Consider the following 24,653-nt stretch of genomic DNA (forward strand, 5'->3'; position numbering starts at 1 on the left):
GTCTCGTTGACGGATCGTTCCTGACGCGGCGTCACCACCCCTGGTGGTGACGCCGTTCCGTCGTGTCCGGGCCGCCGAGCACACGTACGGCCTCCACGATCAGGTCCCAGAAGGCTTCCGTGTCGACGTCCATGCCGACCTCGGTGGCGGCGGGCAGACCCGTCACCCCGTGCAGATCCACCACCGTCGCTCCCCGGGTGTGCGTGCCGTTCAGCTCCACGGTCACCGCCGCCCGTACGAGGCTGACCAGTGACGGGTTGATCAGGTGGGCGACGGTGAGCGGATCGTGCAGCGGGGGCGCGTCGAAGCCGTACACCTCGCGGTAGGTGGAGGCGAAGTAGGTGAGCAGGTCGACGCAGAGCCCGCTCAGCGGGGTGCCGAGCGCGGCGATCCGGGCGACGACCTCCGGGGTGGCCCGCACCTGGTGGGTCGCGTTGAGGCCGAACATGGTCACCGGCAGCCCGCTGCGGAAGACGAGGTCCGCGGCTTCCGGATCGCACAGGACGTTGAACTCGGCCGCCGGCGTGGTGTTGCCGCGCCCCGTCGAGCCGCCCATGAGCACGATCCGCTCGATCCGCCCGGCGAGCTCGGGGTGGGCGAGCAGGAGGACGGCGATGTTGGTGAGCGGCCCGGTCGGTACGAGCGTCACCGGCGACGGGTGTGCGAGGAGGATGTCCCGCACGAGGGTGAGGGCGTCGCGCGGATCCTGCGGCACGTCCGGCTCGCCCGCGCCGAAGCCCGGCCCGTCGAGGCCGGAGTCGCCGTGGATGTTCTCGGCGATCCGGCGCGGTCCGTGCAGTGGCCGGTCGCGGCCCGCCGCGATCGGGACGCCTCTGATCCCGGCCACCGAGCAGACCCGGCGGGCGTTGAGGGTGGTCTTCTCCAGCGTCTGGTTGCCCGCGACGGTGGTGATCGCGAGCAGGTCGATCGCGGGGTGTGCGGCGGCGAGGAGGATGTTGAAGGCGTCGTCGTGACCGGGATCGCAGTCGAGAATCACGGGAACGGGCATACGGTCACGGTCCCACACACGACGCGGCATACGAAGGACGCGGCCATGGACGGTGGCGGAACCCTCCCGTCCGGCCGTACGGGCGTTCTAGCGTGCTCGGCATGACCTCGCTCAGGCACTGGCGTGCGCCGTTGCTCGCCCTCGTGGCCGTCCTGCTCCTCCCCCCTGCCGCCGCGGCGCAGGACCCTGCGGGCTCCCCCGCCGTGCGGGTGGCGACACCGGACCGTCCCTCGTACGACGTGTCGCTGCGCGGTGACGCCGACGGCTCGCACTGGTCCGGCCGCCAGACGGTGTCGTTCCGCAACGCCTCCCGTACTCCCCTGCGGTCGGTCGACGTACGGCTCTGGGGCAACGGCGCCGACGGCTGCGGGGCCCCGGGCGAGCCGTCCCCCGTCCGGGTGAGCGGGATCGCCGGCGGCTCCCCGCGACCGCTCGCCGTCGACTGCACGGCGCTGACGATCGACCTGCCCGCGCCGCTGGCACACGGGGCGCGGGCGAGCGTCTCCTTCGACCTCGCGATCACCGTCCCGGACCGCGTGCACCGCTTCGGCCGGGACGGCGCGCACCGCTATCTCGGCAACGCGCTCCCGCTGCTCTCCGTACGGGACGCCCGGGGCCGGCACCTCGACCCGGACGTCGGCTTCGGCGAGTCCTTCTACACGCCGGCCGGTGACTTCCGCGTCGCGCTCGACCACCCGGACAGCCTCGTCGTGCCCGCGACGGGCACGACGACCCGGCGTGCGGGCGCGCCCGGCCGGACGGTCAGCACCAGTGTCGCGCGCGGGGTGCGGGACTTCGCGTGGGCGGCGGGCCCCTTCCGGTCGAAGACGGTGACCACGCCCGGCGGGGTACGCCTGAACGCGTACTGGACCGCCACGACGTCCCCCGAGGGCGTCGCCGTCGACCTGAAGGAGGCCGTCGGCTCGGTCGACGCGTTCGGGAAGCGGTTCGGACGCTATCCGTACGGGGAACTCGACCTGGTCATGAGCGACGGCCTCGACGACTTCGGCAGCATGGAGTTCCCGGGACTCGTCCTGCTGTGGACCGAACCGGAGGGGTCTGCCGTCGTGCACGAGATCGCGCACCAGTGGTTCTACGGCGTCGTCGGCAACGACCAGTTCGCGGCGCCCTGGCTGGACGAGTCCTTCGCCCAGTACGCGAACCAGTCGTACTACGGGGAGCCCACCGCCGGCTGCTGGGAGGACCAGGGCGCGTGGCCCAGCGAGACGGCCGCCCTCACCCGGCCCATGAGCTACTACGCGGCCGGTCACCGCTCCGAGTACGTCCGGGTCGTCTACATGCGCGGCGCCTGCGCCCTGCACGATCTGGAACGGGCCCTGGGCGACCGGGCGATGGCCGCCATGCTCCGCGGCTACGTGCGGGACCACTGGCTGGGCGTCGCGACCACGGAGGACTTCAAGCGCGCGGCGCAGGCGGCGACGGAGCAGGACCTCGGCCCGTTCTGGACGGAGCACAGGATCCACTGAGGGCGGGAGCCGCGCCGGGTGCGGGCACGTCATGGGTCCGCACCATGAACGTCACGTTTCACGACAGGCGGCCGATGCCCCCGGGGGCACAGCCCGGACACACGACTGTCCGCCGGCGGTGAACACCCGGCCGAGCGGACTTGACGGTCACTACAGTCCAGTCGCATGACGACGGTGACGACGCGTGCGGTGGAGTATCCAGCTGACAACCTGACGATGATCGGGCACCTCGCGCTCCCGGCCGGTGCCGATCGGCGGCCCGCAGTCCTGATCGGGCCCGAGGGGATGGGACCCAGCCACGTCGAGCGCCGCCGGGCCGAGGCCCTGGCGGAGCTTGGGTACGTGGCACTGGCCTTCGACCTCCATGGCGGGCGCTATTTGAGCGATCCCGAGGAGATGCTGGCCCGTTGCATGCCGCTGCTCTCCGATCCCGACCGGATGCGGGGCATCGGCCACGCGGCACTTGACGTGCTGCGCGCCGAACCACGGGCCGATCTCGACCGCGTCGCGGCTGTCGGGTACGGCACCGGGGGCGCCATCGCGTTGGAACTGGGGCGTGACGGGGTCGACCTGCGCGCGATCGGGACAGTCAATGCACTGACCACGGGCCGACCGGGCGAGGCGGCACGCATTCGTTGCCCGGTGTGGGCCGGAGTCGGGTCGGAAGACCCGATCATGCCCCCCGCGCAACGGGAGGCGTTCACCGCCGAGATGCAGGCCGCGGGCGTCGACTGGCGCCTCACGGTCTACGGCGGGGCCTTGCACGCCTTCCACCACCCACCGGTCGACCACGCCGCACCCCCCGGTGTCGGCTACCACCCGCGGCACGCACAGCGGGCTTGGCGCGACATCGTCGACCTGCTCGCCGAGTGCCTACCCGTAACGCGGTGACCTGGTCGGCTCCTGACGCTCGCTCCTGGCCGCCGTCGCCGTCCAGGTTCAGGCGTGGTCACACGTCCCAGGTGACCGGGAGGCTCTTCACCCCGTAGATGTCCGCGGTCTCCGGGCGCAGGGCCACCTCCTCGGCCGGGACGGCAAGGCGCAGTGTGGGGAAGCGCTCGAACAGCGCGGCGAACGCGACCCGCATCTCGACGCGGGCCAGCTGGGCCCCGAGGCAGAGGTGGATGCCGTGGCCGAAGGCCAGGTGCCCGGCCGCGTCCCTCCCGAGGTCGAGCGCGTGGGGGTCGGCGAAGCGCTCGGGGTCGCGGTTGGCGGTGTTGTACGACAGGACGACCGTCGTGCCGGCCTCGATGAGCCGGCCGCCGACCTCGACGTCCTCCAGCGCGGTCCGCATGAAGGACTTGGCGACGCTCAGGTACCGCAGGAGCTCCTCGACGGCACCGTCGATGAGCGCCGGGTCGTCGCGCAGCGCGGCCAGTTGGTCCGGGTTGCGCAGGAGGGCGAAGGCGCCGAGGGACAGCATGTTGGCGGTGGTGTCGAATCCGGCCGCCAGCAGGATCAGGCTGATCCCCTTCAGCTCCTCGTCGGTCAGGTCGCTGTCCGTGAGTTCGCTGAGGATGTCGTCGGTGGGGTGGGCGCGCTTGGCGGCCACGAGCCGCGCGAGGTAGTCCTGGGTGGCGGTGTAGGCCGCGATCAGGTCCTCGTCGCTCGTCTCCCCGCCCATGAACGTGTCGATCTGCTCCTGGAAGGAGTCGCGGTCCTCGTAGGGCACGCCGAGGATCTCGCAGATGATGATGGTGGGGATGGGCTTGGCGAACGCGGTCACGAGGTCCGCCGTCGGCCCGGCCTCCTCCATGGCGTCCAGGCAGTCGGCCGTGATCCGCTCGACACGCTCGGTGAGCAGACGCATCCGCCGCGCGGTGAACTTGCCCACGAGCGGCTTGCGGTAGCGGCTGTGCTGCGGTTCGTCCATGAGGAGGAACTCACCGGGCGGCGCCGGGGGCAGCTCGAAGTCGACCACGTTCATGAGGTCCTTGCGGGAGCTGAACCGCGGGTCGGCCAGGACCGACCTGACCAGCTCGTATCCGGTGATGATCCAGCCGGGTTTTCCGCCGGGGTGGGTGTAGCGGCTGATCGGGCCGTGGCTGCGGGCGTCGATCAGCTCGGCCGGCGGGTCGAAGGGACAGCCGGACGGACGCTCGGTGGGGAGGGTGGTGACGGTGTGGACGGACTCACTCATGGCCATTCCTCGATCTCGCGATGCCAGGTGTTCGAAGCAGTCCGAAAGCTACGTTGCGTTCACAGTTCCGTCAATCGCAATGAATTCATAACAGCAGCTCAGAGCAGGGAAATTGATGCAATGACACTGCCCCTTAATGCAACGTCATGTTGCAATGGGCTACGCGCTCCGGGAGGGCGCCGTCCCGGCGCGCACCGAGGGGAGGTCTTGACCTCCGTGATCTCCGGCCACTAACTTGCGCTCAGCATCGACCCATGACGACCGAGAGGAGGCGACCGGCGGATGAACACCTGCTCCGACCTGAGTCGCCTCGCCCACAGCACGGTCTGGGTTCCGGGTCGCATCGCCCACGGCTGCTGACGACGCCGTTCCGCCGCGCCCGTCCGTGGCGCGTCCCGGTCTTCCCTTCACCCTTTCCCGGCCCTCTCCCGGCACGCCGCTGTCGCGTGCCGTTCCGCGCCCGCTCCCCTGACGTGGCGCGTCCGAGCACAGAAAGCTGCCCGACATTGGCGAACATGATGCATCGACCCATCGCGCACCGAAACGAGGGCCCGTCATGGTAGCGGCGCGTATCACCGTCAACGGAGAAGAAGCACCCCTCTCACCGGCCGCTCCCCACACCACGGTGCTGGACTTCCTGCGCGAGCGCGGCCTCACCGGGACCAAGGAGGGCTGTGCCGAGGGTGAGTGCGGCGCCTGTTCCGTCCTGGTGGCCCGGCCCGGGGTGGACAAGCCCACCGACTGGGTGGCGGTCAACGCCTGCCTGGTGCCGGCGGCGGCCCTCGACGGCCAGGAGATCGTCACCTCCGAAGGCCTCGCCACCCCCGGCGCTCCGGGCACACCGCCCGCCCTGCACCCCGTACAGAAGGAGATGGCGGCTCGCGGAGGGTCCCAATGCGGTTACTGCACGCCGGGGTTCGTCTGCAGCATGGCGGCCGAGTACTACCGGCCCGACCGCTGCGCGCACCCGGACACGGACGCGGACGCGACCGCCGGAGGCGACGCCGAGCACGGTCCCAACGGCTTCGACCTGCACGCCCTGAGCGGGAACCTGTGCCGTTGTACGGGCTACCGCCCGATCCGCGACGCCGCCTTCGCCGTCGGCACACCGGTCGACGAGGACCCCCTCGCCCAGCGCCGCGAGCAGGCCCCGCCCGCACCGGTCGCCACCACGTACGCCCAGGACGACAGCGTGTTCCTGCGGAGGAGCACCCTGGCCGAGACGCTGCGACTGTTGCGCGAGCGGCCCGGCGCGGTGGTGGTGGCGGGCTCCACCGACTGGGGCGTGGAGGTCAACATCCGGTCCCGGCGCGCCGGTTGCGTGGTCGCCGTCGACCGGCTCCCCGAACTGCGGGAGCTGCGTGTCGGGTCCGACGCCGTCGAGATCGGGGCGGCGCTGACCCTCACGGAGATCGAACGCCGTCTCGACGGCACGATCCCGCTGCTCGCCGAGCTCTTCCCCCAGTTCGCGTCCCGCCTCATCCGCAACGGCGCGACCCTCGGCGGCAATCTGGGCACCGGCTCCCCCATCGGTGACAGCGCGCCCGCGCTGCTCGCGCTCGACGCGTCGGTGGTGCTCGCCGACACCGACGGTGAGCGCGAGGTCCCCCTGTCCGACTACTTCACCGGCTACCGGCGGAGCGTGCGCCGTCCCGGCGAGCTGATCCGCGCGGTCCGCGTCCCGCTCCCGCTGTCGCCGGTCACGGCCTTCCACAAGATCGCCAAGAGGCGCTTCGACGACATCTCCAGTGTGGCGGTCGCGTTCGCGCTCGACATCGAGGGCGGGATCGTCCGCAAGGCCCGCATCGGCCTCGGCGGCGTCGCCGCCACCCCGATCCGCGCCCTCGCCACCGAGGCGGCCCTGGAGGGCAGGCCGTGGACGGCGGAGACCGTCGAGGCCGTGGCACCGGTGCTGCGGGACGAGGGCACCCCGATGGACGACCACCGGGCCAGCGCCGCCTACCGCTCCGCGATGCTCGGCCAGAGCCTGCTGAAGCTGTACACGCGAGCCACCGAGGCGGTGCCGTCATGAGCCAGTTGTCCGAACGCCCCGAGAAGTCCGTCGTCGGCATGTCGATGCCGCACGAGAGCGCCGCCCAGCACGTCACCGGCACCGCGCTCTACACCGACGACCTGGTCCACCGCACCAAGGACGTCCTGCACGCCTACCCGGTGCAGGTCCTGAAGGCGCACGGCACGATCACCGCGCTGCGCACGGCGCCGGCGCTCATGGTGCCCGGTGTGGTCCGCGTGCTGACCGGAGCCGACGTGCCCGGTGTCAACGACGCCGGGATGAAGCACGACGAGCCGCTCTTCCCCGACGAGGTCATGTTCCACGGGCACGCGGTCGCCTGGGTGCTCGGCGAGACGCTCGAGGCGGCACGGCTCGGCGCTGCCGCCGTCGAGGTGGAACTCGACGAGAAGCCCTCCGTGATCACACTGCGGGAGGCGATCGCCGCCGGCAGTTTCCACGGTGCCCGGCCCGTGATGGAGACCGGCGACGTCGACGCCGGCTTCACCGCCTCCGCGCACGTGTTCACCGGCGAGCTGCACTTCTCCGACCAGGAACACTTCTACCTGGAGACGCACGCCGCGCTCGCCTACATCGACGAGTCCGAGCAGGTGTTCGTCCAGAGCAGCACCCAGCACCCTTCCGAGACCCAGGAGATCGTCGCCCACGTCCTCGGTCTGCACAGTCACGAGGTGACCGTGCAGTGTCTGCGGATGGGCGGCGGCTTCGGCGGCAAGGAGATGCAGCCGCACGGCTTCGCCGCCGTCGCCGCGCTCGGCGCCAAGCTGACCGGCCGGCCGGTCCGGGTGCGCCTCAACCGGACGCAGGACCTCACCATGTCGGGCAAACGGCACGGCTTCCACGCCCAGTGGAGGATCGGCTTCGACACCGAAGGCCGCATCCAGGCCCTCGACGCCACACTCACGGCGGACGGCGGCTGGAGCCTGGACCTGTCCGAGCCGGTGGTGGCCCGCGCACTGTGCCACATCGACAACACGTACTGGCTCCCCAACGCACGCGTCACCGGTCGCATCGCCAGGACCAACAAGGTCTCCAACACCGCCTTCCGCGGATTCGGCGGCCCCCAGGGCATGCTGGTCATCGAGGACATCATGGGCCGGTGCGCACCACTGCTCGGCCTCGACCCGGCGGAGCTGCGGGAGCGCAACTTCTACCGGCGGGGGCAGTCGACGCCGTACGGACAGCCGGTCGTCCAGCCGGAACGGATCGCCGCCGTCTGGGAACAGGTCAAGGAGAACGGGCAGGTCGCCGACCGGCGGCGCGAGATCGCCGCCTTCAACGCGGCGCACCCGCACACCAAGCGGGCCCTCGCGATCACCGGCCTCAAGTTCGGGATCTCCTTCAACCTCACGGCCTTCAACCAGGGCGGCGCGCTGGTGCTGATCTACAAGGACGGCTCCGTCCTGATCAACCACGGCGGCACCGAGATGGGTCAGGGCCTCCACACCAAGATGCTCCAGGTGGCCGCGACCACGCTGGGGATCCCGCTCCACAGGGTGCGCCTCGCCCCGACGCGTACCGACAAGGTGCCCAACACCTCCGCCACCGCCGCCAGCGCGGGAACCGATCTCAACGGCGCGGCGGTCAAGAACGCCTGCGAGCAGCTGCGCGAGCGACTGCTGCGGGTGGCCGCCACCCGGCTCGGCGTGAACGCCGCGGACGTACGCATCGTGGAGGGCGTCGCGCGCGCCCTCGGCCACGACACGGAGCTGGGCTGGGACGACCTGGTGCGCGCCGCGTACTTCCAGCGCGTGCAGCTGTCGGCGGCGGGTTTCTACCGGACCGAGGGGCTGCACTGGGACGCGAAGACGTTCCACGGCTCGCCGTTCAAGTACTTCGCGCACGGCGCCGCCGCAGCGGAGGTGGAGGTGGACGGCTTCACCGGCGCGTACCGCGTCCGGCGGGTGGACATCGTGCACGACGTCGGCGACAGTCTGTCCCCGATGATCGACATCGGGCAGGTCGAGGGCGGTTTCGTGCAGGGCGCGGGGTGGCTGACCCTGGAGGACCTGCGCTGGGACGCCACGGACGGACCGAACCGGGGCAGGCTCCTGACGCAGGCGGCGAGCACCTACAAGCTGCCGAGCTTCTCGGAGATGCCCGAGGAGTTCCACGTCACCCTTCTGCGGAACGCCACCGAGGAGGGCGCGGTCTACGGCTCCAAGGCGGTGGGCGAGCCTCCGCTCATGCTGGCCTTCTCCGTACGGGAGGCGCTGCGGCAGGCCGCCGCCGCGTTCGGACCGGACGGGATCAGCGTCGAGCTGGCCTCGCCCGCGACACCGGAGGCGGTGTACTGGGCGATCGAGACGGCGCGCCGCGCCGCCGCCGACCACGTCCGCGACGACGCGGCGGAAGCGCTGAGCAGTGCCTGACATGACGTGGTTCGCCGCGGTCGCACGGCTGCGGGCACACCGGGAACCCGGCGTGCTCGTGACCGTCGCGACCGTGCGCGGCCACGCCCCGCGCGACGCCGGCGCGAAACTCGTGGTCGGCCGGACCGAGACCTGGGGCTCGATCGGCGGCGGCAATGTGGAGGCCGTCGCCATCGACCGGGCCCGGGAGATGATCGGCGCGTCCGAGGCGACGCCGGAGCTGGTCGACTTCGCCCTGAACGACAAGGTGACCAACTGGCACGGCGTGCAGTGCTGCGGCGGGACGGTGTCGGTGCTGCTCGAACCGCTGCCGGTGGTACGGGCGGTGGCCGTCTTCGGCGTCGGACACGTCGGACTGGAACTCGCGCGCATCCTGGCCCGCCAGGACCTCGACCTCCATCTGATCGACTCCCGCTCCGACACCCTCTCGGAGCAGAGGCTCGCCGTGCTCGGGGACGCGGTGGCGAACGTCCGGGTCCACCACACGCCCCTGCTCCCCGAGGAGGTCCTCGAGGAGCTGCCGCCCGGTACACACGTCCTGATCATGACCCACGACCACGCCGAGGACGCCGCCCTGTGCGACGCCGCCCTGCGCACGCCGCACCTCGGCTCGGTCGGGCTGATCGGGTCGGCGGCGAAGTGGGTACGGTTCCGCAAGCGCCTCGCCACCGAGGGCGGTCATGACGAGGCCACCATCGACCGGATCAAGACCCCGATCGGGCTGGCCGACATCACGGGGAAGGAACCCGCGACGATCGCCGTGAGCGTCGCCGCCGACCTGCTGCGCAGCTTCGAGACGGAAGGCGACTGAGGACGCCCCGGCACGTGCCGGGGCGTCCTCGGGCCCCGTCGTCGTCGAAGACCCACGCCGGGCATCCGGCGCGTCATGTTCGCCGTCGACGACATGGACGGGGTCGTCACGCGTCTGCGCGCTCACGGCGCCGAGCTCTACGGCCGAGGTGGTGCGGTACGAGGACGTCTACCGGCTCTGCTACCCGGAGGTCCCGAAGGCACCGTCGTCGGACTGGCCGAACGGCTCGGCTGAGGGTGCCCGCAGTCCGTGCGTGCGGGCGGGATCTCTGGCGCCGGGCAGCGGAGTTGTGTTTTCCTGAACCCATGAGCCTTCTCGTGACGCGCCGACACGTGGACTACGTGCGCGTCACGACCATGGCGTGTTCCCGCTGACACCGAGGCCTCGACCCGGCGTCCGGACTCCGACGCGCTCGCCCCGACGGCTCCTGGGCGCCTCCTGACGGCCTCGTCCTGCCCCGCGGTCCCCTCCCCTTCCGCCTTCCGGGCGCGGACGCGCGACCGCACGCACCTCACACCATCCACCACAGCAGGAGGAGACGCATGAGCGTCCATGACGTACCCCGCTCCCCCGAGACCGCCCACGCCGTCCCCGATCCGGAGCTCTTCGCCACGGAATGGGAGAAGTGGCACCGGGACAAGGACGCCCGGCTCGCCTCGGAACACGGCTTCCTCGCGATCACCGGCCTGCACTGGCTCTCCGCCGAACCGCAGGGATTCCCCGGTGTGCCCGGGACCTGGTCGACGGGACCCGAAGGCGTCGTCGTCGAGCTCGACGCGGGCACGGAACTCCTCGTCGGCGGCGTGGTGGTACGAGGACGGCACCTCTTCGGCCACATCCCGGAGCGCGGCGGCGTCGACGCCGTCTGGGGCGAGACCGTGATCGAGGTCGCCAGGCGCGGCGGCCACGACGTGGTCCGGCCGCGGCACCCCGGCCACCCGCTGCGGGTCGCCTTCACCGGCACGCCCGCGTACGCGCCCGACCCGCGCTGGGTGGTCACGGGCCGCTACGAGGCCTTCGACGAGCCGCGGCCGACCACGGTCGGCGCCTCCGTCGAGGGCCTCCGGCATGTGTACGACGCTCCCGGCCGCGTCGTCTTCAGCCTGGACGGCCAGGAGTTCAGCCTGACCGCGTTCAACGGCCACGCGCCCGGCAGCCTCACGGTCCTGTTCACCGACGCGACCTCGGGCGTCACCACGTACGCCGCCAACCGCCACCTCGGGGTGGAGGCCCCCGGGCCCGACGGCACGGTCGTGCTCGACTTCAACCGGGCGACCAATCTGCCCTGCGCCTACACCGACTTCGCGACCTGCCCACTGCCGCCCGCCGAGAACCGGCTGCCCGTCGCGGTCGAGGCCGGGGAGCGGATCCCGTACGAGCGGGGCGCGGTCGCGTGACGGGAACGCCCCGGTGCGGTGGGTGTTGCCGTGACGTGACGGCGTCGTGGCCGATCGGTGGCGATACCGTCCGCCTCCCGTGACGCCGCCGGGCCTCGCCTGGCATCCGGGGAAGCGGCCCGGCAGCAGCTGCCGCGGGGCCGCTTCCCACGGCGCATCGCCGCCGCGAGCCTCGCCGGCGGCACCCGCGCCTGGGCGGACGCCGGCCACGGACTCGAACACCCGCCCGGCCCCGTACGCGCCGTCTGGGGGGTGGAGCGTCAGGTGCGTTTCGCCGCCGGGGCCCTGGTGCTGCTGGGCCTGGTTCTCGGGCTGTTCGCGCATCCCGCCTTCCGGCTGCTGTCGGCGGCGGTCGCCGGAGGTCTGGTGTTCTCGGCGCTCACCGACACCTGCGGCATGGCGGTGGTCCTGGCCCGGCTTCCTTTCAACCGGCGTGGCCCGGCGCGTCTCGGGTGACCTGCGCGGGCGGTTCGGCCGGAGAGGAGCGTGCCGCCCGGCCCAGCAGCGCGGTGAGGAGGACGGCCGTGAGTGTGCCGGCGACGACGCCGCTGCCCAGGATCGTGCGGGCCCAGCCGGGGAACCCCGCGTACAGGTCCGGGCTGAGCAGCGGCAGCAACCCCGCGGTGAGCGCCAGGGCGGCCGTCAGCGAGCCCGGCCCCGTACCGGACAGATCGGCCCGCCGGAGCATCTCCACACCCATGACGGCGATCACGGCGTAGACGACGAGGGCGGAGCCGCCGACGACGGCTTCGGGGATACCGGCCAGCGCCCGCGAGACGGGCGTGGCCAGGCCGAGGGCGACCAGGAGGGCTCCGGCGCCGGCGGTCACGAAGCGGCTGCGGACGCCGGTGAGCCGGCCGATGCCGATGTTCTCGGCGCTGGTGACCATGAGGGAGGTGCCGAACAGCCCGCCGGCCAGGGACACCAGGGCGTCGGCGCGGGCGACGCGGGGAACGTCCCGCTCGGGAGCCGCGGTCCGGCCGACGGTCTCGCTGTTGAGCACGGTCTGTCCGGTGATCTCGGCGAGCGTGGTGAGGCTGAACACGAGCAGCGGAAGGGCGGCCACCAGGTCGAACCGCGGCGCGCCGAAGGGCAGGAAGACGGGCAGCGCGAAGCCGCCGCCCGCCGCGGGAGCGAAGGAGCCCAGGCCCGTCGTCACGGCGACGACGGTCCCCGCCGCCATCCCGATGAGGACGGCCGTCTGCCGCCAGAAACCGCGCAGGAACACGTACGCGGCGACGGTCGCCACCACGGTGAGCGCGGCGAGGAGCACCGCGCGTGGCTCGCCCGTACCGTCCGGTCCGGTGACGAGCCGGGCGGCGACCCGGATCATCGCGACGCCGATGAGCAGCACGGTCACGCCCATGACCAGGGGCGGGAAGAGCCGTACGACCCGGGCGTACAGGGGAAGGACGGCGAGCAGCAGCACCGCGGCGAGGAGGACGGCGCCGGTGGCGGTCGCCGGCCCGTGCTCCTGGGCGATCTGGAGGAACAGCGCGGTCGCGGCGCCGCCGGGCAGCATGACGAACGGCAGGCGGCCGCCGATGCGCCAGACGCCGAGGGACTGGAGCAGAGCGCCCGCCCCGCACAGCAGCAGGACGGTGCTGAGCAGTGAGGCCGTCGCGCCGGGCGACATCTTCAGGGTGGCGGCGACGAGGAAGACGGTGGAGACCGGGGCGGCGATCATCGCCAGGACGTGCTGGGCCGCGAGGGGCACCAGGCGCCGGAAGGGGACCCGCGCGTCGACGGGTTCGGCCGGGCGGGCGGTGGCGGATGCCGGGGCGGGGGTGGTCGTCATGCCGCCGCCTCCAGCCACGGGATGTCGGCCGCGGTGTAACGGTAGGCGCGGAAGACCGCGTTGGGCTGCGACGGGAAGAGGCTGCGGACCTCGCTCTCGCCATAGCCGGCGAAGTACGGGACGACGTACTCCCAGCACAGGTAGCCGTCCTTCGTCACCTCGAAGAGCCGCCCTGACGGGGAGTCGGTGACGAGCGTGTTGCCGTTCGGCAGGCGCTGGGCGGAGCCCATGAAGGGCGCGAAGAAGAACTCGCGGGCCGGGTCGTGGTACTCCCACACGATGTCGCCGTCGGTCCGGTCGATCTCGATGACGCGGGAGTACGGAACGTCGTGGCCGGGCCGGAAGACGCCGTTGTCGAAGACGAGCAGCCGGCCGTCGTCCAGTTCGGTGGGCGCGTGCTGCTGGCTGACCGTGCCGGGGCGGCTGCGCCAGATGATCTCGCCGGTGTCGCGGCTGATGACGACGACGGCGGAGACGCTCCGCAGGCTGGCGAGGATGTTGCCGTCCCGCAGGGGTGTGACGCTGTTGATCAGCGGCCAGTGCTCGCGGGCGTAGGCATCGTGCAGCGGGAAGGAGTCGCGGTCGAGGTGGTCCGCGGCGCGCCAGGACCACAGGAGTTCACCGTCCGGGCCGACCTCCTTGATGGTGTCGGCCCAGACGAGGCCGCCTTCGGCCTCGGAGCCGGGCACTCCGCCCCGTACGGCCGCGGCCTCGGCTGCGGCGAGGGGTTCGAGTGCGGTGTAGAGGATGCGTCCGTCGTCGAGGTGATGGGCGTCGTGGTGCTGGAGGGGATCACGGTGCTCCCGCAGCACCGTGCCGTCGGGGGCCGCGTGGAGCATGACGCCACCGCGGTACTTGTGCCACATCGGGAAGAGGGCCTTCTCCCCCGGGAGTACGCCGTTGTACGCGAGGGTTCCGTCGGCGAGCAGCCGGGCGTGGCGGCCGGGGCGGTACGGGAGGTCCCAGCGGTGGACGGTGCGGCCGTGCAGGTCGATGAGGTGGACGTCGCCGGTGCCGGTGAGCGGGGCGTAGAGCGTGTAGCCCTCGGACGCGGCCGTCTCGTCGAGGGCGATGAGGCCGGTGGGGCGTCGGCGGCGTGAGTTCTGGTCGACGGTGGGCACGTCGGAGCTCCTTCGTCAAACTTTCTTTGATGAGAACAACCGACTTTGACGGTAGGGGCGTTGTGTGACGGGCGTGTGTCGGGAGTACGAAACCGTCTCCGGGCTCCGGCCGCGCGCCGCGTAAGGTGCGGGCATGCGCCGTGGAACAGGGAGAACGGCGCGGCGGGGCGGGAAAGGACGGGACCACCATGGAGGCCGCGAACACACCGCGGGTGGGCGCCGCCGTGCGCCGCCGGCGACGGGCGCTCGACCTGACGCTCGCCGAGGTGGCACGGAGCAGTGGGCTCTCCTCCCCGTTCCTCAGCCAGATCGAGAACGACCGGGCACGTCCCAGCATGCGGTCGCTCCAGCGGATCGCGGACGCGCTCGGGACCACGGCGGTGCAGCTGCTCGCGGCCTCCGACGAGACCCGCACGGTCGACGTGGTGCGCGCCGGCGACGACAGCGGCCTCGACCGGGAGGCGCGCGTCCGGCCGGTGGTCCGCGGCCGTCATCAGCTGCACGCGCTGGAGTTCGTGGGCGCGCACGAGGCGGACCGCGAGTTCCGGCACCGGAACGACGAGCTCCTGTACGTGGCGGACGGCTCGGTGGAGGTGGAGGCCGACGGCCGCGTCCACCGGCTGGGCCGCGGGGACACCCTGCTCCTCTCCGGCGGCGTCCGCCACCGCTGGCGCACCACCGAGCCGGGCTCGCGGGTGCTTGCCGTCGCGATCGGCGACCACGTGGAGGTACTGGGATCCTGAGGGCCGGCACAGCAGACCGCCCGGGGGCCTGCTTGCACCGGTGCGTACTGCGGGGCAGGGTGACGCCCATGACATGGACGGCACCCCCGGTCGAACGCACCGGGCAGCTGGGCCGCCTCGGCACCGTGACCGAGCGCCGGATGCTGGAGGGTTGGCTGACCTGGCACCGGGAGACGTTGCCGGCGAAGTGCGCCGGGCTCGACGGGGACCAGTTGGCGCGGGCGACGGTGGAACCGTCGAACCTCACCCTCCTCGGCCTGGTCCGCCACATGGCGGAGGTGGAGCGGTGGTGGTTCCGGCGCGGCTTCGCGGGCGAGACCGTCGGGGACGTCTTCACCGGTCCGTCGGACGGGGACGAGGGACTCGACGGGGTTCACGCCGACGACGCGGAGAGGGACTTCGGTCTGTACCGGGCCGAGGTCGAGGCGTGCGACGCGGCGGTGGCCGGGCACGACCTCGACGAGACCTTCGTGTCCACGCGCGGGGTATCCCTCAGCCTGCGCTGGGTCTACATGGTGATGATCCAGGAGTACGCCCGACACAACGGCCACGCCGACTTCCTGCGGGAGCGGACCGACGGGGCGACGGGAGACGCCTGACCTCCGGTACGGCTCCGGGGCGCCGTACCGGAGGGGCACGCGGGCCCCGGGCCTCGCCGGTGCTCGTGGTCCAACGGCCTGGTGGTGGCGTAGTCGGCTACGCGATCCACCGGGCGTGAGCCGGCGAGCCGGTGGCGAGTCCCTCGGGTCGCCCTACGGCCGGTGCTCCAAGGGCCCCGGGCCCCGGTCGTTCAAGAGGGCGCAGACGAACTGCTCCTCGGTCGCGCGCAGCCGGGTCAGCAGGGCCGGGTTCAGCGGGACCTGGCTGGTGACGGAGACCGTCACCGTGCGGCGGCCGTCCCGCGTGGCCGCGGCGAACTGCGTGTAGCCGGGGGTGTTTCCGGTGTGGCCGAGGACCGTGCCGCAGCGGGTGGTGTAGCGGAAGATGCCCAGACCGGCCGCGTTGGCCCCGGGTCCGGCCGGTTCGGACGCGCCGCCGGGGAGGAAGTCCTGCTGGGCCCGGCGGGTGGCGGGGGTCAACAGCTCCGGTCCGGCATAGCCGCCGATGAACCTGCTCAGGTCGGCCGGGGTGGAGACGATGCCGCCCGACGCCCAGGCGCCGGAGGCGCTGACCGCCTCGCTCACGTCCTCGGGCTGCTCGCCGGGGGCGGTGAAGTAGCCGTGCAGGAAGGGGCGGGGAAGACGGTAGCCCTGAGGGAGGCTGGTCTCCGTCAGGTCGAGCGGACGGTAGACGAGCTGCCGCAGGAGCGACTCGTACGAGCGGCCGGTGGCCTGCTCCGCCATCAGCGCGACGGCGATGTTGTCCGAGTTGGAGTAGGCGTAACGGCTGCCCGGCGGGAAGTTCAGGGGCAGACCGGCCACGAAGTCGAGGAGGCGGCGCGAGTCGAAGTGGTGGCGGGGGTCGGCGCGGACGATGTCCTGGAACTCCTGGCTCCTGCTGAAGTCCGGGAGTCCGCTGGTGTGCTGGAGCAGCTGACGCAGGGTCACCGCGTGCCATGCGGCGGGCAGTCGGGGCAGGCGGCGCCCGATCGTGTCGTCCAGGTGCAGGGCGCCCCGGTCCACGAGGCTGAGTGCGACCGCGCCGCTGAAGGCCTTGGCCACGCTGGCGACGCGCATGTGGTCGTTCGGCCGGGGCGGGCGGGACGTGCCCACCTCGGCCGTGCCGGCCCGGTAGACCTGCCGTACGCCGTCCCTGGTGAGGAGCGCGATCGCGCCGGGCGGTCCGCCCGGCGCTCCCACCAGCTCGGCGAGGGCCCGCTGGAGCGCCGGATCGCCGTGACCGGAGTCGTACGGCTCCGGGCGCGGCGGAGCCGGTGCGGCCGCCGCGACGGGAAACGTCGCCGCACCGCTCAGGACGGCGGCGGCCAGGACGGCCGCGGCGCGGAATCGGCGCCTCGGGCCAGGTCGGGAACGGCCACGGGCGGAGTTCGTGGAACTCCGCCCGCCGTACGCTGCGGGGACACGTCGGGGCATGCGCTACCTCCTCGGGGCGTGGAACCCGGAACGGCGGACGTCCGGGCGGGTCGGGACGAGCGGCCGCCCGGCCCTCGTCGGCCACCGGGCCGTCCTGTCCCAGGATCCGGCCACGCTCTCGCGGACCGGCCCCCGCCGCGAGCCGCCTGCGCCATCCGGCCCACACGCGCGTGGGCGGAGACGGGCCGAGGCGGGGGGTGCGCCCGGCCATCGCCCTGGCCGACGTGCCCCCGTGGGCGTACTCCGAGGACCGGCCGACGGGCGAGGGACGGTGTCCGGTGCCAGGCTGAGGACGTACCGGATCCGCGGAAGGGAATCGCCATGCTCACCACTGCCTTCGTTCCGGGCTCCCCCTGCTGGCTCGACCTCGGCGCCCCCGACGTGCCGGCCGCCGCGGCCTTCTACGGGGCCGTGCTCGGCTGGGAGTACGAGGCGATGGGCGAGGGGCAGGACGCGGAGGGCGGGATGTTCCGGAAGGACGGAAAGGTCGTCGCCGGGCTCGGCAGACTCACCGAGGAGGGTGCCCGCTCGGCCTGGATGATCTATTACACGGTCACCGACGCGGACGCCACGACCGAGGCGGTGGAGCGCGCGGGCGGCACGGTTCGGGTGGCTCCGAGGAGCTTCGACGAGCAGGGCCGGATGGCTCAGTACAGCGACTCGCTGGGGGGACAGTTCGCCGTCTGGCAGCCGGGCACCCTCCAGGGCGTCGAGCTGGCGGACGAGCCCGGCTCGCTGGCGTGGACCGAGCTGTTCACGACCGACGTGGCGGCCGCCAAGGAGTTCTACGGCGACGTCCTCGGGTGGCGGTTCGGCGACATGGAGATGCCGGGCGACGCGGGCACGTACAGCCTCATCACCCCCGCGGGACTTCCCGAGGAGCGCATGCACGGCGGCCTCATGCAGTTGTCCGAGGCGGAACTCACCCTCACGAACGGACGCCCGTACTGGCACCCCGTCTTCGCCGTCGACGACTGCGACGCAGCGGTCGCCAAGCTCACCGCGATCGGCGGCGGGGTGCAGATGGGGCCGCAGGACGTGGAGGGGGTGGGCCGACTGGCCGTCTGCCTCGACCCGTCGAACGCCGACTTCGTGCTCCTCACCCCGTCCGCCGGCTGAAGCCGGACCGGGCCGGCTCCTTCACCACCTGAGCGGCGCGACCGCGAGGGGGCCGGGAGCCGGGACCTCGGGCCGCGTCACTTCGACATGATGAAGTCCAGGGCGGAGCCCGAGGCGGTCGTCCAGTACGTGACGAGCTGACCGTCGTCCGCGTACAGCGTGGCGACGGGCATGGGCACGTCGACCGGACCGCCCGCGCGGCTGCCGGGCTCACGGCCCTGCAGGGTGAGGGTGATGCTCTTCGCCTCGTACTCGTCCCGGGCACCACCGCTCACGAGCAGAGCGGCGTACGCCTCTTCGCCCGGGGCGATGACGACGGGCCGGCCCGGGTCCGGGTCGCTGTCCTTGATCACCGGGATCGTGGTCCGGGCGTCGGCCCCGAGGCGCACGTGGGGGTAGCGGTAGAGCTGGCACTTCGCGTCGCCGACGTTCTGGACGCCGAGGAGCAGGTGCCTCCTGTCCTCGCTGTTCGGGGGCTCCGTCACGGCGGAGACCGCGAGCTGCTCCGCGGTGCAGTCGGCGACGGCGGTGCCGCCGCTGCCACCGTTCCCTCCGTTGCCGCCCGTGGTTCCGCCGGGCTCCGGCGGGGGCGTCTCACTCGGCTTGGCCGGGGACGTTTCGCTCGGCTTCGGCGAGACCGTACCGCTCGGCTTGGTCGAGGCCGTCGCGCTGGGGCGGGCCGTGGGCTTCCCCTCGTCCTGGCGCCCGTCCGCGCCCGACTCGCATGCCGTGGACGTGAGCAGCGCGGCGACCACCGCGGCCCCGACGGCGTAGGGCTTCCAGCCCCTCGGGCTCGGGCTGTCCTGGCAGGCAGACGTGTTCATGGTGTTTCCCCCGTGGTCGGCCGTACGCGGCCGCTGACGATTGTCGCCGGCGAGCGGAGTCTGCTCCAGGAGTCCCGTCGACACGCTCGTCGCCCGTGTCTGTTACCGAGGAGGTACAGGGACGTGGCGGTTCCGGGGCCGTGCCCGGTCCCGGGCGCCGTGACGCTCACGGGGCTTCACAGGATGCGCGCCGGGCGGATCGTTCCGTTCCGAGTGTGAAAGTGAACTGATCGCCGATCGTGCAGAGTTGTACGGTTTCCGGCCGTCCCTGGCGGGCAGGTTTGGGGGGCCGCAGGGCGGGCAGCGTCCGGCCTCACGGCGCACCGGTGCGGGTCCAGGACAGAAGGAGGTCGGCCCCCATGACAGTGCGTGCCGTCGAAGCGCCCCTGCTGTGGATGCCCTACGCGCTGCGGGTGAACCCACATCTGCCGGCCCTGCACGAGGAGAGCGAGTCCTGGGCGCGCGCCATGGGGATGCTGGACGGCCGCTCGGGGCCGTCGGTCCGCCCCGCGATCTGGAGCCGCTCGAAGTTCCACGCCATGACGGTCGACCAGCTGACCGCCTGGACGCTTCCCGACGCCTCGCTCGCCGACCTCCGGCTCAACCACCGGTTCAACGTCTGGGCCCTGGCCTGGGACGACTACTTCGCCTCCGCCTTCAAACAGACCGGCGACCTTCCCGCGGCGCGGGCCTTCACCACCCGGCTGCACGCCTTCCTGCGGCCCGAGCCCGGCGCCCGGCTACCCGAGCCCACGAACGCCGTGGAGCGGGGGATCGCCGATCTGCAGCAGCAGCTGTTTCCGCCGAGACTGGCGCACTGGCGGGCGGAGTTCAACCGGGCCCTGGCGCGGTACATCGACGCGGGAGTCGAGGAACTGGCCAACAGCCTCAGCGGCCGCATTCCCCACCTGATCGATTACGCGCCGTTCCGCCGGGAGAGCTTCGCCGCCTATACGGCTCCCTACTCCGTCGAACTGGCCACCGGCGCGCGCATACCCGAACAGATACGGCACACCCGGACCGTCCGTGCCCTGCTCGACGCCTTCATGGATTTCATGGGTCTTGCGAACGACATCGCGTCCTACGAGAGGGAGGTGCACGAGGAGAATGACGTCAACAATCTGGTTCTGGTCGTCGGAACGTCCCTGGGCATCACCCTCCACGACGCCGTGCCCGCCGCGCTGCATCTGGTGAACGCCCGTCTGCGGGACTTCGAGCATCTGAGACGGAGCGAACTGCCGCCGCTCGTCCGGCTGTCCGGGCTCGACCGCGAGGAGCGGGCCGATCTGGAGACCTGGCTCCGGGGAGCGTGCGGATTCCTTTCCGGCCTCCACGCCTGGTACACCGGAGCACCCCGCTACGCCTCGCCGGACGTCTCGTCACCGGAGTGAGCGCAGCGGGGTCGTCCCGGTGCGGGTCTATCCCCCGCGCAGGAACCGCTTCAGGCGCGTCAGCCAGGAGGCTCGGGGCCCGGGTTCGGGTCGGGGTGCCGTCCCCGGCTCGGTCACCGGCGGCGCAGGCACGGCCCTCCCGTCGCTCTGCGGCGGCGGGGCCGGGAGCGGGTCCGGGACCTGCTCGCCCAGGGGCGGACGCGCGGCGAACGTCACGGGCAGGGCGGTGAGATGCCGGGCCCAGGTGGAGGAGCGCCAGCTGAGGCTCTCCTCGGGGACGGCCAGGGCGACGTCGGGAAGCCGGGTGAGCAGCATGTCGATGCCCCCGTCGGCGATGATGCGGCCGATGTCCTGGCCCGGGCACTCGTGCGTTCCGGCGCTGAAGGACAGGTGCGCGCGGTTGTGGTGCACGGTGGTCGAGGCGTCCGGCCGGATCGTCTTGTCGACGTTGCCCGCGGCCAGACCGAGGAGGAGCATGTCCCCCGCCTTGATCTGCTGGCCCCCGAGGGTGGTGTCCCCGTTCGCCCAGCGGCCCGGGCACACCATGAGCGGCGGCTCGTCCCAGAGGACCTGCTCCACCGCCTCCGGCAGGGTCATCTGGCCGCCTGCCAGGGAACCGCGGAACCGGGGGTCGGTGACGACCATCCGGAGGACGTTGGACATGAGGTTCGCGGTCGTCTCGTAGCCGGCGAGCAGGATGAGCCGCAGGTGGTGCTGGACCTCCTCGTCCGTGAGGCCCGCGGGGTGGGCCATCAGCGCGGAGGCGATGTCGTGCCCCGGGCTGGCGCGCTTCTGGACGACGAGCTGTTCGAGGCACTCGAGCACGAAGGCGTTGCTGGCGAGCGAGGTCTCGGTGGCCTTGAAGAGGTCACGGGCGGCGCGCACGAGCGCGGGGGCGGACTCGTCCGACATCCCGAGCAGATGGGTGAGGGTGAGCATGGGCAGGTGTTCGGCGAACTGCTCCACCAGCTCCGCCTCGCCGTTCTCGCAGAACGTGTCGATCACCTGGTGGGCGAAGCGCGTGATGACACGCCGGACGCCCCGGTGGTCGAACTGGCCGAGGGCGGCCGTGACCGCGCCGCGCAGTCGCTGGTGCTCCTCGCCGTCCGCACAGACGCAGTCCGGGCGCCAGCCGATCATCGGGACGAGGGGGGAGGTGGCGGGGTCGATCTCCCCGCTCCGCCAGCCGTGCCAGACGCGGGGGTCGCGGGAGAACTGGGTCGGACGGCTGGCCACGTCGCGGTTCTCCATGTACCCCAGGACGAGCCAGGCCCGTACGTCGCCGTCGAGCAGGACGGGCGCCACGGGACCGTGGGCGGCACGCAGCTCCTCGTACAGACCCATCGGGTCCGTCTCCGCCGCGGGGCCGTAGAGCCGGGTGGCTCCGCCGGGGCCATTCCCGATGTGGGCCGGACAGCCCGGGGGCGGGATCGGCCCGGGCTGTGCGGTGGCGTGTTCGGTGGGTGGGACGGTCATGCGGTCTCCTGGGCGGCGGCGAGGGTGCACAGGTAGTCCATCAGCGAGAGCAGGGCGTCGCGGCAGGACGCCCGGTCCCTTGCGTCACAGGTGACGAGGGGCACGGATTCGCTGAGGGCCAGAGCGGTGCGCAGGTCTGCTACGGGATACTGCGGGGCCTCGGGGAAGGCGTTGACGGCCACGACGAACGGGACGCGGCGGTCCTCGAGACGGGTGATGACCTCGAAGGAGACCTCGATCCTGCGGGTGTCGACGAGGACGACGGCGCCGAGCGCTCCCTCGAAGATGCCGTTCCACAGGAACCAGAAGCGTTCCTGTCCGGGCGTCCCGAACAGATACAGGATCAGCTCGTGGTTGATGCTGATCCGTCCGAAGTCCATCGCGACGGTCGTGGTCTTCTTCCCCCGGGCGCCGGGATTGTGGTCGATCCCGACGCCCGCCTGCGTCATGGTCTCCTCGGTGGTCAGGGGCGGGATCTCGCTCACCGCCCCGACCATGGTCGTCTTGCCGACGCCGAAGCCGCCGACGATCACGACCTTGACTCCCCTTGCACCGTGGGGCAGCAGCAGGTCGGTGTCATGTCGGCCGGCGGCGATGACGTCAGAGTTTGCGTAGTCCATGGATCACCGCCTCCAGAAGGCCGCGTTCGGGATAGGCCGCCACCGGCACGGGTGCGATGGCCTCGACCTGTTCCTCTTCGACGAGTTGGGCGAGCAGCGTGGTGACGACGCTGAACGGAAGGCTGAGGTGCGCCGAGAGTTCGGCCACCGACAGCGGGTACGCGCAGAGGGTGAGGACGGCCGCCTGCTCGGGCTGCATGGCGGGGTCGGGCTCGGCCCTCGTCGCGATGAGGGTGACGAGATTGAAGCCTTTGGCCGAGGAGTCGGGGCCTCCGGTGATGACGTAGAGCGGGACGTGCGGGCCTTCGTTCCAGGGGGCCTGGTTCTCCGATGTCACATCGCCTGCCCGACGTCCTCACGAGGAGGGCTGGCCATGTGGTGGCCGATCCGGCCGACCAGTGCCCGCATGCGGTGGCCGAGGAGTCCGGCGTCCACTTCCGGGTCGGCGAGGACCGCGAGATAGGAGCCGGGGCCGGCCGCCATCAGGGAGAAGTAGCCGCCGTCGGCCTCGATCCCGACCAACCGCGTCGATCCGTCCCCCTCGGGGAACATCTGCGCGATGGCCCGCGCCAGGCTCTGGATGCCGGAGCAGGCGGCGGCGATCGCGTCGGCGGTGTCGGGGGCGGTGTTCGCCTGCCCGATGCACAGGCCGTCCGACGACAGGACGACCACGTGTCGCACGTACGGGACTTCACCCACGAGGTCCGTGAGCATCCAGTCCATGTTCGGCAGTGGCTGCATGTTACTCGTCCTCATCTGACGGATCGCTGGAAGAAGGGGAAGGTTCGGCGACGGCTCGCCCGTGATCGCTGTTGAGGCCGTTGAAGGCCTCCCACATCAGTCCCGGCTCCGGGGACTTGCGGGAGGCGCCCCGGGAGTCCGCCGGGTCGGCGGGCGCGGGCCCGGTCTGGACGACCGGGGTCGGGACGGGCGACTCGCGTCGACGCTGCGGGAGCACGGGCGACTCCCGTCGTCGTTGCGGGAGCCCGTTGGCGGTCTTCGCGACCTCACCGGAGCCCGCGGGGGCGTCGAGCGCCTGCGCGGGGCGGGGCAGGACGGGGCCGCCCGTACGCCTGCGAAGGTGGTCCGGGATCCGCACGGTGGACGGCGGCATGGTGGTGATCAGATTCCGGGGCACCAGCACCACGGCCCGTACGCCTCCGTAGGCGGAGGTGCGCAGGTCGATCTCGCAGCCGTGCTGGCGTGCCAGCCGACTGACGACCGGGAGGCCGAGCTGGGTGAGCTCGCCCAGGCTGGAGAGGTCGACCCCGTTCTGCGACTGCGCCATGACACGCTCGACGCGCTGGCGGACCTCTTCGGTGAGTCCTACCCCGCGGTCTTCGATCTCGACCGCGACCCCGGAGGGCACCTCCCTCGCGGTCACCTCCACGGGGGCCTGGGGCGGCGAGTACGTCGTGGAGTTGTCGAGGAGCTCGGCGAAGAGGTGCATGAGCGGCTCGGCGCCGGGGCCGACCACCCCCACCTGCGCGATCGACGTCAGTTTCACCCGGGGGAAGTCCACGATGCGGGACATGGCCCCGCGCAGGATGTCGTAGAGCGAGATGGTCTTCTGCCACTGGCGCCCGGGCCGGGCGTCGCCGAGGACCGCGACGTTGGCCGCGAGACGGCCGATCAGGGCGTTGCGGTGGTCGACGTTCCGCAGGCCGCGCGAGACCACGAGGTCGTTGCCGTGCAGGATCTGCATGGCGTGGAGGTCCTTGGCGAGCTGGTGCACGATCGCCTGGACGCGGCGCGCGATCGCCACGAGGGCCCGCTGGGTGGCGTCCCGGCTGTGCTCGACGGCCTCCACGGCCTCCAGGCAGCCGCGCAGTGCCTTTCTGAGCGCCTCGGTGTACTCGGGGTCCAGGTGCGGGCCGAAGGTGGCGGCCCTGAGGACCTCGGAGGAGGAGTCTCCCCTGTGCATACGGGCGATGGCGGCGGGGAGGAGTTCCTCGGCGAGCCAGACGACGCCGGCGTGCTGATCGGCCAGGCGCCTGAGCAGCGCGGCCTCGCGCTGGGCGTGCTGCTCCGCCGCCTCGGCCCTCGCCCGCGTGTGCCGTTCCGCCTCCACCGCGCGAGTTCGGCGCGCGGCCGTGGCCGAGGTGACGGCCGTCAGAAGGACCGCGGCGATTCCGCACCAGGCGACCGGTGTCCGTATCTGCGCGGTGGAGAAGAGCAGCGCTATTGCGGAGGCGACGGCCAGGGCCCCTGAAGGGAGGAGCCATACCCGGGCGGCCACGGTGGGCCGGGATCTGGAAATTGAACCTGCACGAACCATCA

Annotated in this window: 22 protein-coding genes and 1 pseudogene; 12 read left to right on the top strand and 11 right to left on the bottom strand. The window is 72.2% G+C overall.

Annotated elements, in window-relative coordinates:
- Nucleotides 1–31 precede the first annotated feature (31 nt).
- Nucleotides 32–1,009, bottom strand: a complete 978-nt coding sequence (locus tag ACZ51I_RS06845; protein WP_468872055.1) for a nucleoside hydrolase — start codon at nt 1,007–1,009, stop codon at nt 32–34.
- Between the two features lie 101 nt (nt 1,010–1,110).
- Between ACZ51I_RS06845 and ACZ51I_RS06850 the strand changes: the two genes are divergently transcribed.
- The gene (locus ACZ51I_RS06850) at nt 1,111–2,496 is read left to right on the top strand and encodes a M1 family metallopeptidase (protein WP_468872056.1); all 1,386 of its coding nucleotides are present in this window, start codon (nt 1,111–1,113) and stop codon (nt 2,494–2,496) included.
- A 165-nt stretch (nt 2,497–2,661) separates the two neighbouring features.
- A complete protein-coding gene (locus ACZ51I_RS06855) occupies nt 2,662–3,387 on the top strand; it encodes a dienelactone hydrolase family protein (RefSeq protein ID WP_468872058.1) in 726 nt (241 codons plus the stop codon).
- Nucleotides 3,388–3,445: 58 nt separating this feature from the next.
- Here ACZ51I_RS06855 and ACZ51I_RS06860 read toward each other — a convergent pair whose 3' ends face one another.
- Nucleotides 3,446–4,636 carry a cytochrome P450 gene (locus ACZ51I_RS06860; RefSeq protein ID WP_468872059.1) on the bottom strand — a complete coding sequence of 397 codons (1,191 nt, stop codon included), beginning with the start codon at nt 4,634–4,636 and terminating at the stop codon, nt 3,446–3,448.
- 556 nt (nt 4,637–5,192) lie between these two features.
- On the opposite strand from ACZ51I_RS06860, the gene ACZ51I_RS06865 reads away from it, so the two are divergent.
- The 6 genes and pseudogenes from ACZ51I_RS06865 to ACZ51I_RS06890 all read left to right on the top strand — a co-directional run bounded on the left by ACZ51I_RS06865 (nt 5,193) and on the right by ACZ51I_RS06890 (nt 11,704).
- Entirely contained in the window at nt 5,193–6,668 is a 1,476-nt protein-coding gene (locus ACZ51I_RS06865) for a xanthine dehydrogenase small subunit (RefSeq protein WP_468872060.1), read from the top strand.
- Entirely contained in the window at nt 6,665–9,040 is a 2,376-nt protein-coding gene (xdhB, locus tag ACZ51I_RS06870; protein WP_468872061.1) for a xanthine dehydrogenase molybdopterin binding subunit, read from the top strand. The genes ACZ51I_RS06865 and xdhB overlap by 4 nt, the downstream gene beginning before the upstream one ends.
- Nucleotide 9,041: 1 nt before the next feature.
- The gene (gene xdhC / locus ACZ51I_RS06875; protein WP_468872062.1) at nt 9,042–9,851 is read left to right on the top strand and encodes a xanthine dehydrogenase accessory protein XdhC; all 810 of its coding nucleotides are present in this window, start codon (nt 9,042–9,044) and stop codon (nt 9,849–9,851) included.
- A gap of 30 nt (nt 9,852–9,881) precedes the next feature.
- Nucleotides 9,882–10,085: pseudogene (locus ACZ51I_RS06880) on the top strand (VOC family protein); the annotation flags it as partial.
- Between the two features lie 308 nt (nt 10,086–10,393).
- Nucleotides 10,394–11,248 carry a DUF1684 domain-containing protein gene (locus ACZ51I_RS06885; RefSeq protein WP_468872064.1) on the top strand — a complete coding sequence of 285 codons (855 nt, stop codon included), beginning with the start codon at nt 10,394–10,396 and terminating at the stop codon, nt 11,246–11,248.
- Between the two features lie 57 nt (nt 11,249–11,305).
- Complete coding sequence (locus ACZ51I_RS06890) at nt 11,306–11,704, top strand: YgaP-like transmembrane domain (RefSeq protein ID WP_468872065.1); 399 nt, start codon at nt 11,306–11,308, stop codon at nt 11,702–11,704.
- On the opposite strand, the gene ACZ51I_RS06895 is transcribed toward ACZ51I_RS06890, so the two are convergent.
- Together ACZ51I_RS06895 and ACZ51I_RS06900 are read right to left on the bottom strand one after the other, a co-directional pair.
- On the bottom strand, nt 11,673–13,046 hold the full coding sequence (locus ACZ51I_RS06895) for a uracil-xanthine permease family protein (RefSeq protein ID WP_468872066.1): 1,374 nt from the start codon (nt 13,044–13,046) through the stop codon (nt 11,673–11,675). The two genes, ACZ51I_RS06890 and ACZ51I_RS06895, sit on opposite strands and share 32 nt — an antisense overlap.
- Complete coding sequence (locus tag ACZ51I_RS06900; RefSeq protein ID WP_468872067.1) at nt 13,043–14,167, bottom strand: aryl-sulfate sulfotransferase; 1,125 nt, start codon at nt 14,165–14,167, stop codon at nt 13,043–13,045. Before ACZ51I_RS06900 ends, ACZ51I_RS06895 begins: the two co-directional genes overlap by 4 nt.
- A gap of 188 nt (nt 14,168–14,355) precedes the next feature.
- On the opposite strand from ACZ51I_RS06900, the gene ACZ51I_RS06905 reads away from it, so the two are divergent.
- Both ACZ51I_RS06905 and ACZ51I_RS06910 read left to right on the top strand, forming a co-directional pair.
- Nucleotides 14,356–14,910, top strand: a complete 555-nt coding sequence (locus ACZ51I_RS06905; protein ID WP_468872068.1) for a helix-turn-helix domain-containing protein — start codon at nt 14,356–14,358, stop codon at nt 14,908–14,910.
- Nucleotides 14,911–14,978: 68 nt separating this feature from the next.
- A complete protein-coding gene (locus tag ACZ51I_RS06910) occupies nt 14,979–15,509 on the top strand; it encodes a DinB family protein (protein ID WP_468872069.1) in 531 nt (176 codons plus the stop codon).
- A gap of 153 nt (nt 15,510–15,662) precedes the next feature.
- On the opposite strand, the gene ACZ51I_RS06915 is transcribed toward ACZ51I_RS06910, so the two are convergent.
- A complete protein-coding gene (locus ACZ51I_RS06915) occupies nt 15,663–16,943 on the bottom strand; it encodes a serine hydrolase domain-containing protein (RefSeq protein WP_468872071.1) in 1,281 nt (426 codons plus the stop codon).
- A gap of 321 nt (nt 16,944–17,264) precedes the next feature.
- Between ACZ51I_RS06915 and ACZ51I_RS06920 the strand changes: the two genes are divergently transcribed.
- Nucleotides 17,265–18,062 (top strand): VOC family protein, encoded by a 798-nt coding sequence (locus tag ACZ51I_RS06920; protein ID WP_468872072.1) that lies wholly within the window; start codon nt 17,265–17,267, stop codon nt 18,060–18,062.
- A gap of 77 nt (nt 18,063–18,139) precedes the next feature.
- Here ACZ51I_RS06920 and ACZ51I_RS06925 read toward each other — a convergent pair whose 3' ends face one another.
- Nucleotides 18,140–18,886: a DUF4232 domain-containing protein gene (locus tag ACZ51I_RS06925; RefSeq protein ID WP_468872073.1), complete on the bottom strand. Its 747-nt coding sequence runs from the start codon at nt 18,884–18,886 to the stop codon at nt 18,140–18,142.
- Between the two features lie 359 nt (nt 18,887–19,245).
- Here ACZ51I_RS06925 and ACZ51I_RS06930 point away from each other — a divergent pair, with 359 nt between their 5' ends.
- The gene (locus tag ACZ51I_RS06930) at nt 19,246–20,277 is read left to right on the top strand and encodes a terpene synthase family protein (RefSeq protein WP_468872074.1); all 1,032 of its coding nucleotides are present in this window, start codon (nt 19,246–19,248) and stop codon (nt 20,275–20,277) included.
- 27 nt (nt 20,278–20,304) lie between these two features.
- On the opposite strand, the gene ACZ51I_RS06935 is transcribed toward ACZ51I_RS06930, so the two are convergent.
- From ACZ51I_RS06935 to ACZ51I_RS06955, 5 genes are read right to left on the bottom strand one after another with little or no spacing between them, the layout of a single operon-like run.
- Nucleotides 20,305–21,753: a cytochrome P450 gene (locus ACZ51I_RS06935; RefSeq protein WP_468872075.1), complete on the bottom strand. Its 1,449-nt coding sequence runs from the start codon at nt 21,751–21,753 to the stop codon at nt 20,305–20,307.
- A complete protein-coding gene (locus ACZ51I_RS06940; RefSeq protein WP_468872076.1) occupies nt 21,750–22,373 on the bottom strand; it encodes a GTP-binding protein in 624 nt (207 codons plus the stop codon). Before ACZ51I_RS06940 ends, ACZ51I_RS06935 begins: the two co-directional genes overlap by 4 nt.
- Complete coding sequence (locus tag ACZ51I_RS06945) at nt 22,354–22,710, bottom strand: DUF742 domain-containing protein (RefSeq protein ID WP_468872077.1); 357 nt, start codon at nt 22,708–22,710, stop codon at nt 22,354–22,356. Before ACZ51I_RS06945 ends, ACZ51I_RS06940 begins: the two co-directional genes overlap by 20 nt.
- A complete protein-coding gene (locus ACZ51I_RS06950; RefSeq protein ID WP_468872079.1) occupies nt 22,707–23,114 on the bottom strand; it encodes a roadblock/LC7 domain-containing protein in 408 nt (135 codons plus the stop codon). Before ACZ51I_RS06950 ends, ACZ51I_RS06945 begins: the two co-directional genes overlap by 4 nt.
- A 1-nt stretch (nt 23,115) precedes the next feature.
- Nucleotides 23,116–24,612, bottom strand: coding sequence for an ATP-binding protein (locus ACZ51I_RS06955; RefSeq protein WP_468872080.1), 1,497 nt, complete (start codon nt 24,610–24,612; stop codon nt 23,116–23,118).
- Between the last annotated feature and the right edge of the window lie 41 nt (nt 24,613–24,653).

The sequence above is a fragment of the Streptomyces sp. NPDC034084 genome (assembly GCF_055575535.1).

What these genes read in the sequence shown, in the direction of transcription:
- ACZ51I_RS06845 (WP_468872055.1), bottom strand. Translation starts at nt 1,009, where the DNA reads ATGCCCGTTCCCGTGATTCTCGACTGCGATCCCGGTCACGACGACGCC.
- ACZ51I_RS06850 (WP_468872056.1), top strand. Translation starts at nt 1,111, where the DNA reads ATGACCTCGCTCAGGCACTGGCGTGCGCCGTTGCTCGCCCTCGTGGCC.
- ACZ51I_RS06855 (WP_468872058.1), top strand. Translation starts at nt 2,662, where the DNA reads ATGACGACGGTGACGACGCGTGCGGTGGAGTATCCAGCTGACAACCTG.
- ACZ51I_RS06860 (WP_468872059.1), bottom strand. Translation starts at nt 4,636, where the DNA reads ATGAGTGAGTCCGTCCACACCGTCACCACCCTCCCCACCGAGCGTCCG.
- ACZ51I_RS06865 (WP_468872060.1), top strand. Translation starts at nt 5,193, where the DNA reads ATGGTAGCGGCGCGTATCACCGTCAACGGAGAAGAAGCACCCCTCTCA.
- xdhB (WP_468872061.1), top strand. Translation starts at nt 6,665, where the DNA reads ATGAGCCAGTTGTCCGAACGCCCCGAGAAGTCCGTCGTCGGCATGTCG.
- xdhC (WP_468872062.1), top strand. Translation starts at nt 9,042, where the DNA reads ATGACGTGGTTCGCCGCGGTCGCACGGCTGCGGGCACACCGGGAACCC.
- ACZ51I_RS06885 (WP_468872064.1), top strand. Translation starts at nt 10,394, where the DNA reads ATGAGCGTCCATGACGTACCCCGCTCCCCCGAGACCGCCCACGCCGTC.
- ACZ51I_RS06895 (WP_468872066.1), bottom strand. Translation starts at nt 13,046, where the DNA reads ATGACGACCACCCCCGCCCCGGCATCCGCCACCGCCCGCCCGGCCGAA.
- ACZ51I_RS06905 (WP_468872068.1), top strand. Translation starts at nt 14,356, where the DNA reads ATGGAGGCCGCGAACACACCGCGGGTGGGCGCCGCCGTGCGCCGCCGG.
- ACZ51I_RS06910 (WP_468872069.1), top strand. Translation starts at nt 14,979, where the DNA reads ATGACATGGACGGCACCCCCGGTCGAACGCACCGGGCAGCTGGGCCGC.
- ACZ51I_RS06915 (WP_468872071.1), bottom strand. Translation starts at nt 16,943, where the DNA reads ATGCCCCGACGTGTCCCCGCAGCGTACGGCGGGCGGAGTTCCACGAAC.
- ACZ51I_RS06920 (WP_468872072.1), top strand. Translation starts at nt 17,265, where the DNA reads ATGCTCACCACTGCCTTCGTTCCGGGCTCCCCCTGCTGGCTCGACCTC.
- ACZ51I_RS06925 (WP_468872073.1), bottom strand. Translation starts at nt 18,886, where the DNA reads ATGAACACGTCTGCCTGCCAGGACAGCCCGAGCCCGAGGGGCTGGAAG.
- ACZ51I_RS06930 (WP_468872074.1), top strand. Translation starts at nt 19,246, where the DNA reads ATGACAGTGCGTGCCGTCGAAGCGCCCCTGCTGTGGATGCCCTACGCG.
- ACZ51I_RS06935 (WP_468872075.1), bottom strand. Translation starts at nt 21,753, where the DNA reads ATGACCGTCCCACCCACCGAACACGCCACCGCACAGCCCGGGCCGATC.
- ACZ51I_RS06940 (WP_468872076.1), bottom strand. Translation starts at nt 22,373, where the DNA reads ATGGACTACGCAAACTCTGACGTCATCGCCGCCGGCCGACATGACACC.
- ACZ51I_RS06950 (WP_468872079.1), bottom strand. Translation starts at nt 23,114, where the DNA reads ATGCAGCCACTGCCGAACATGGACTGGATGCTCACGGACCTCGTGGGT.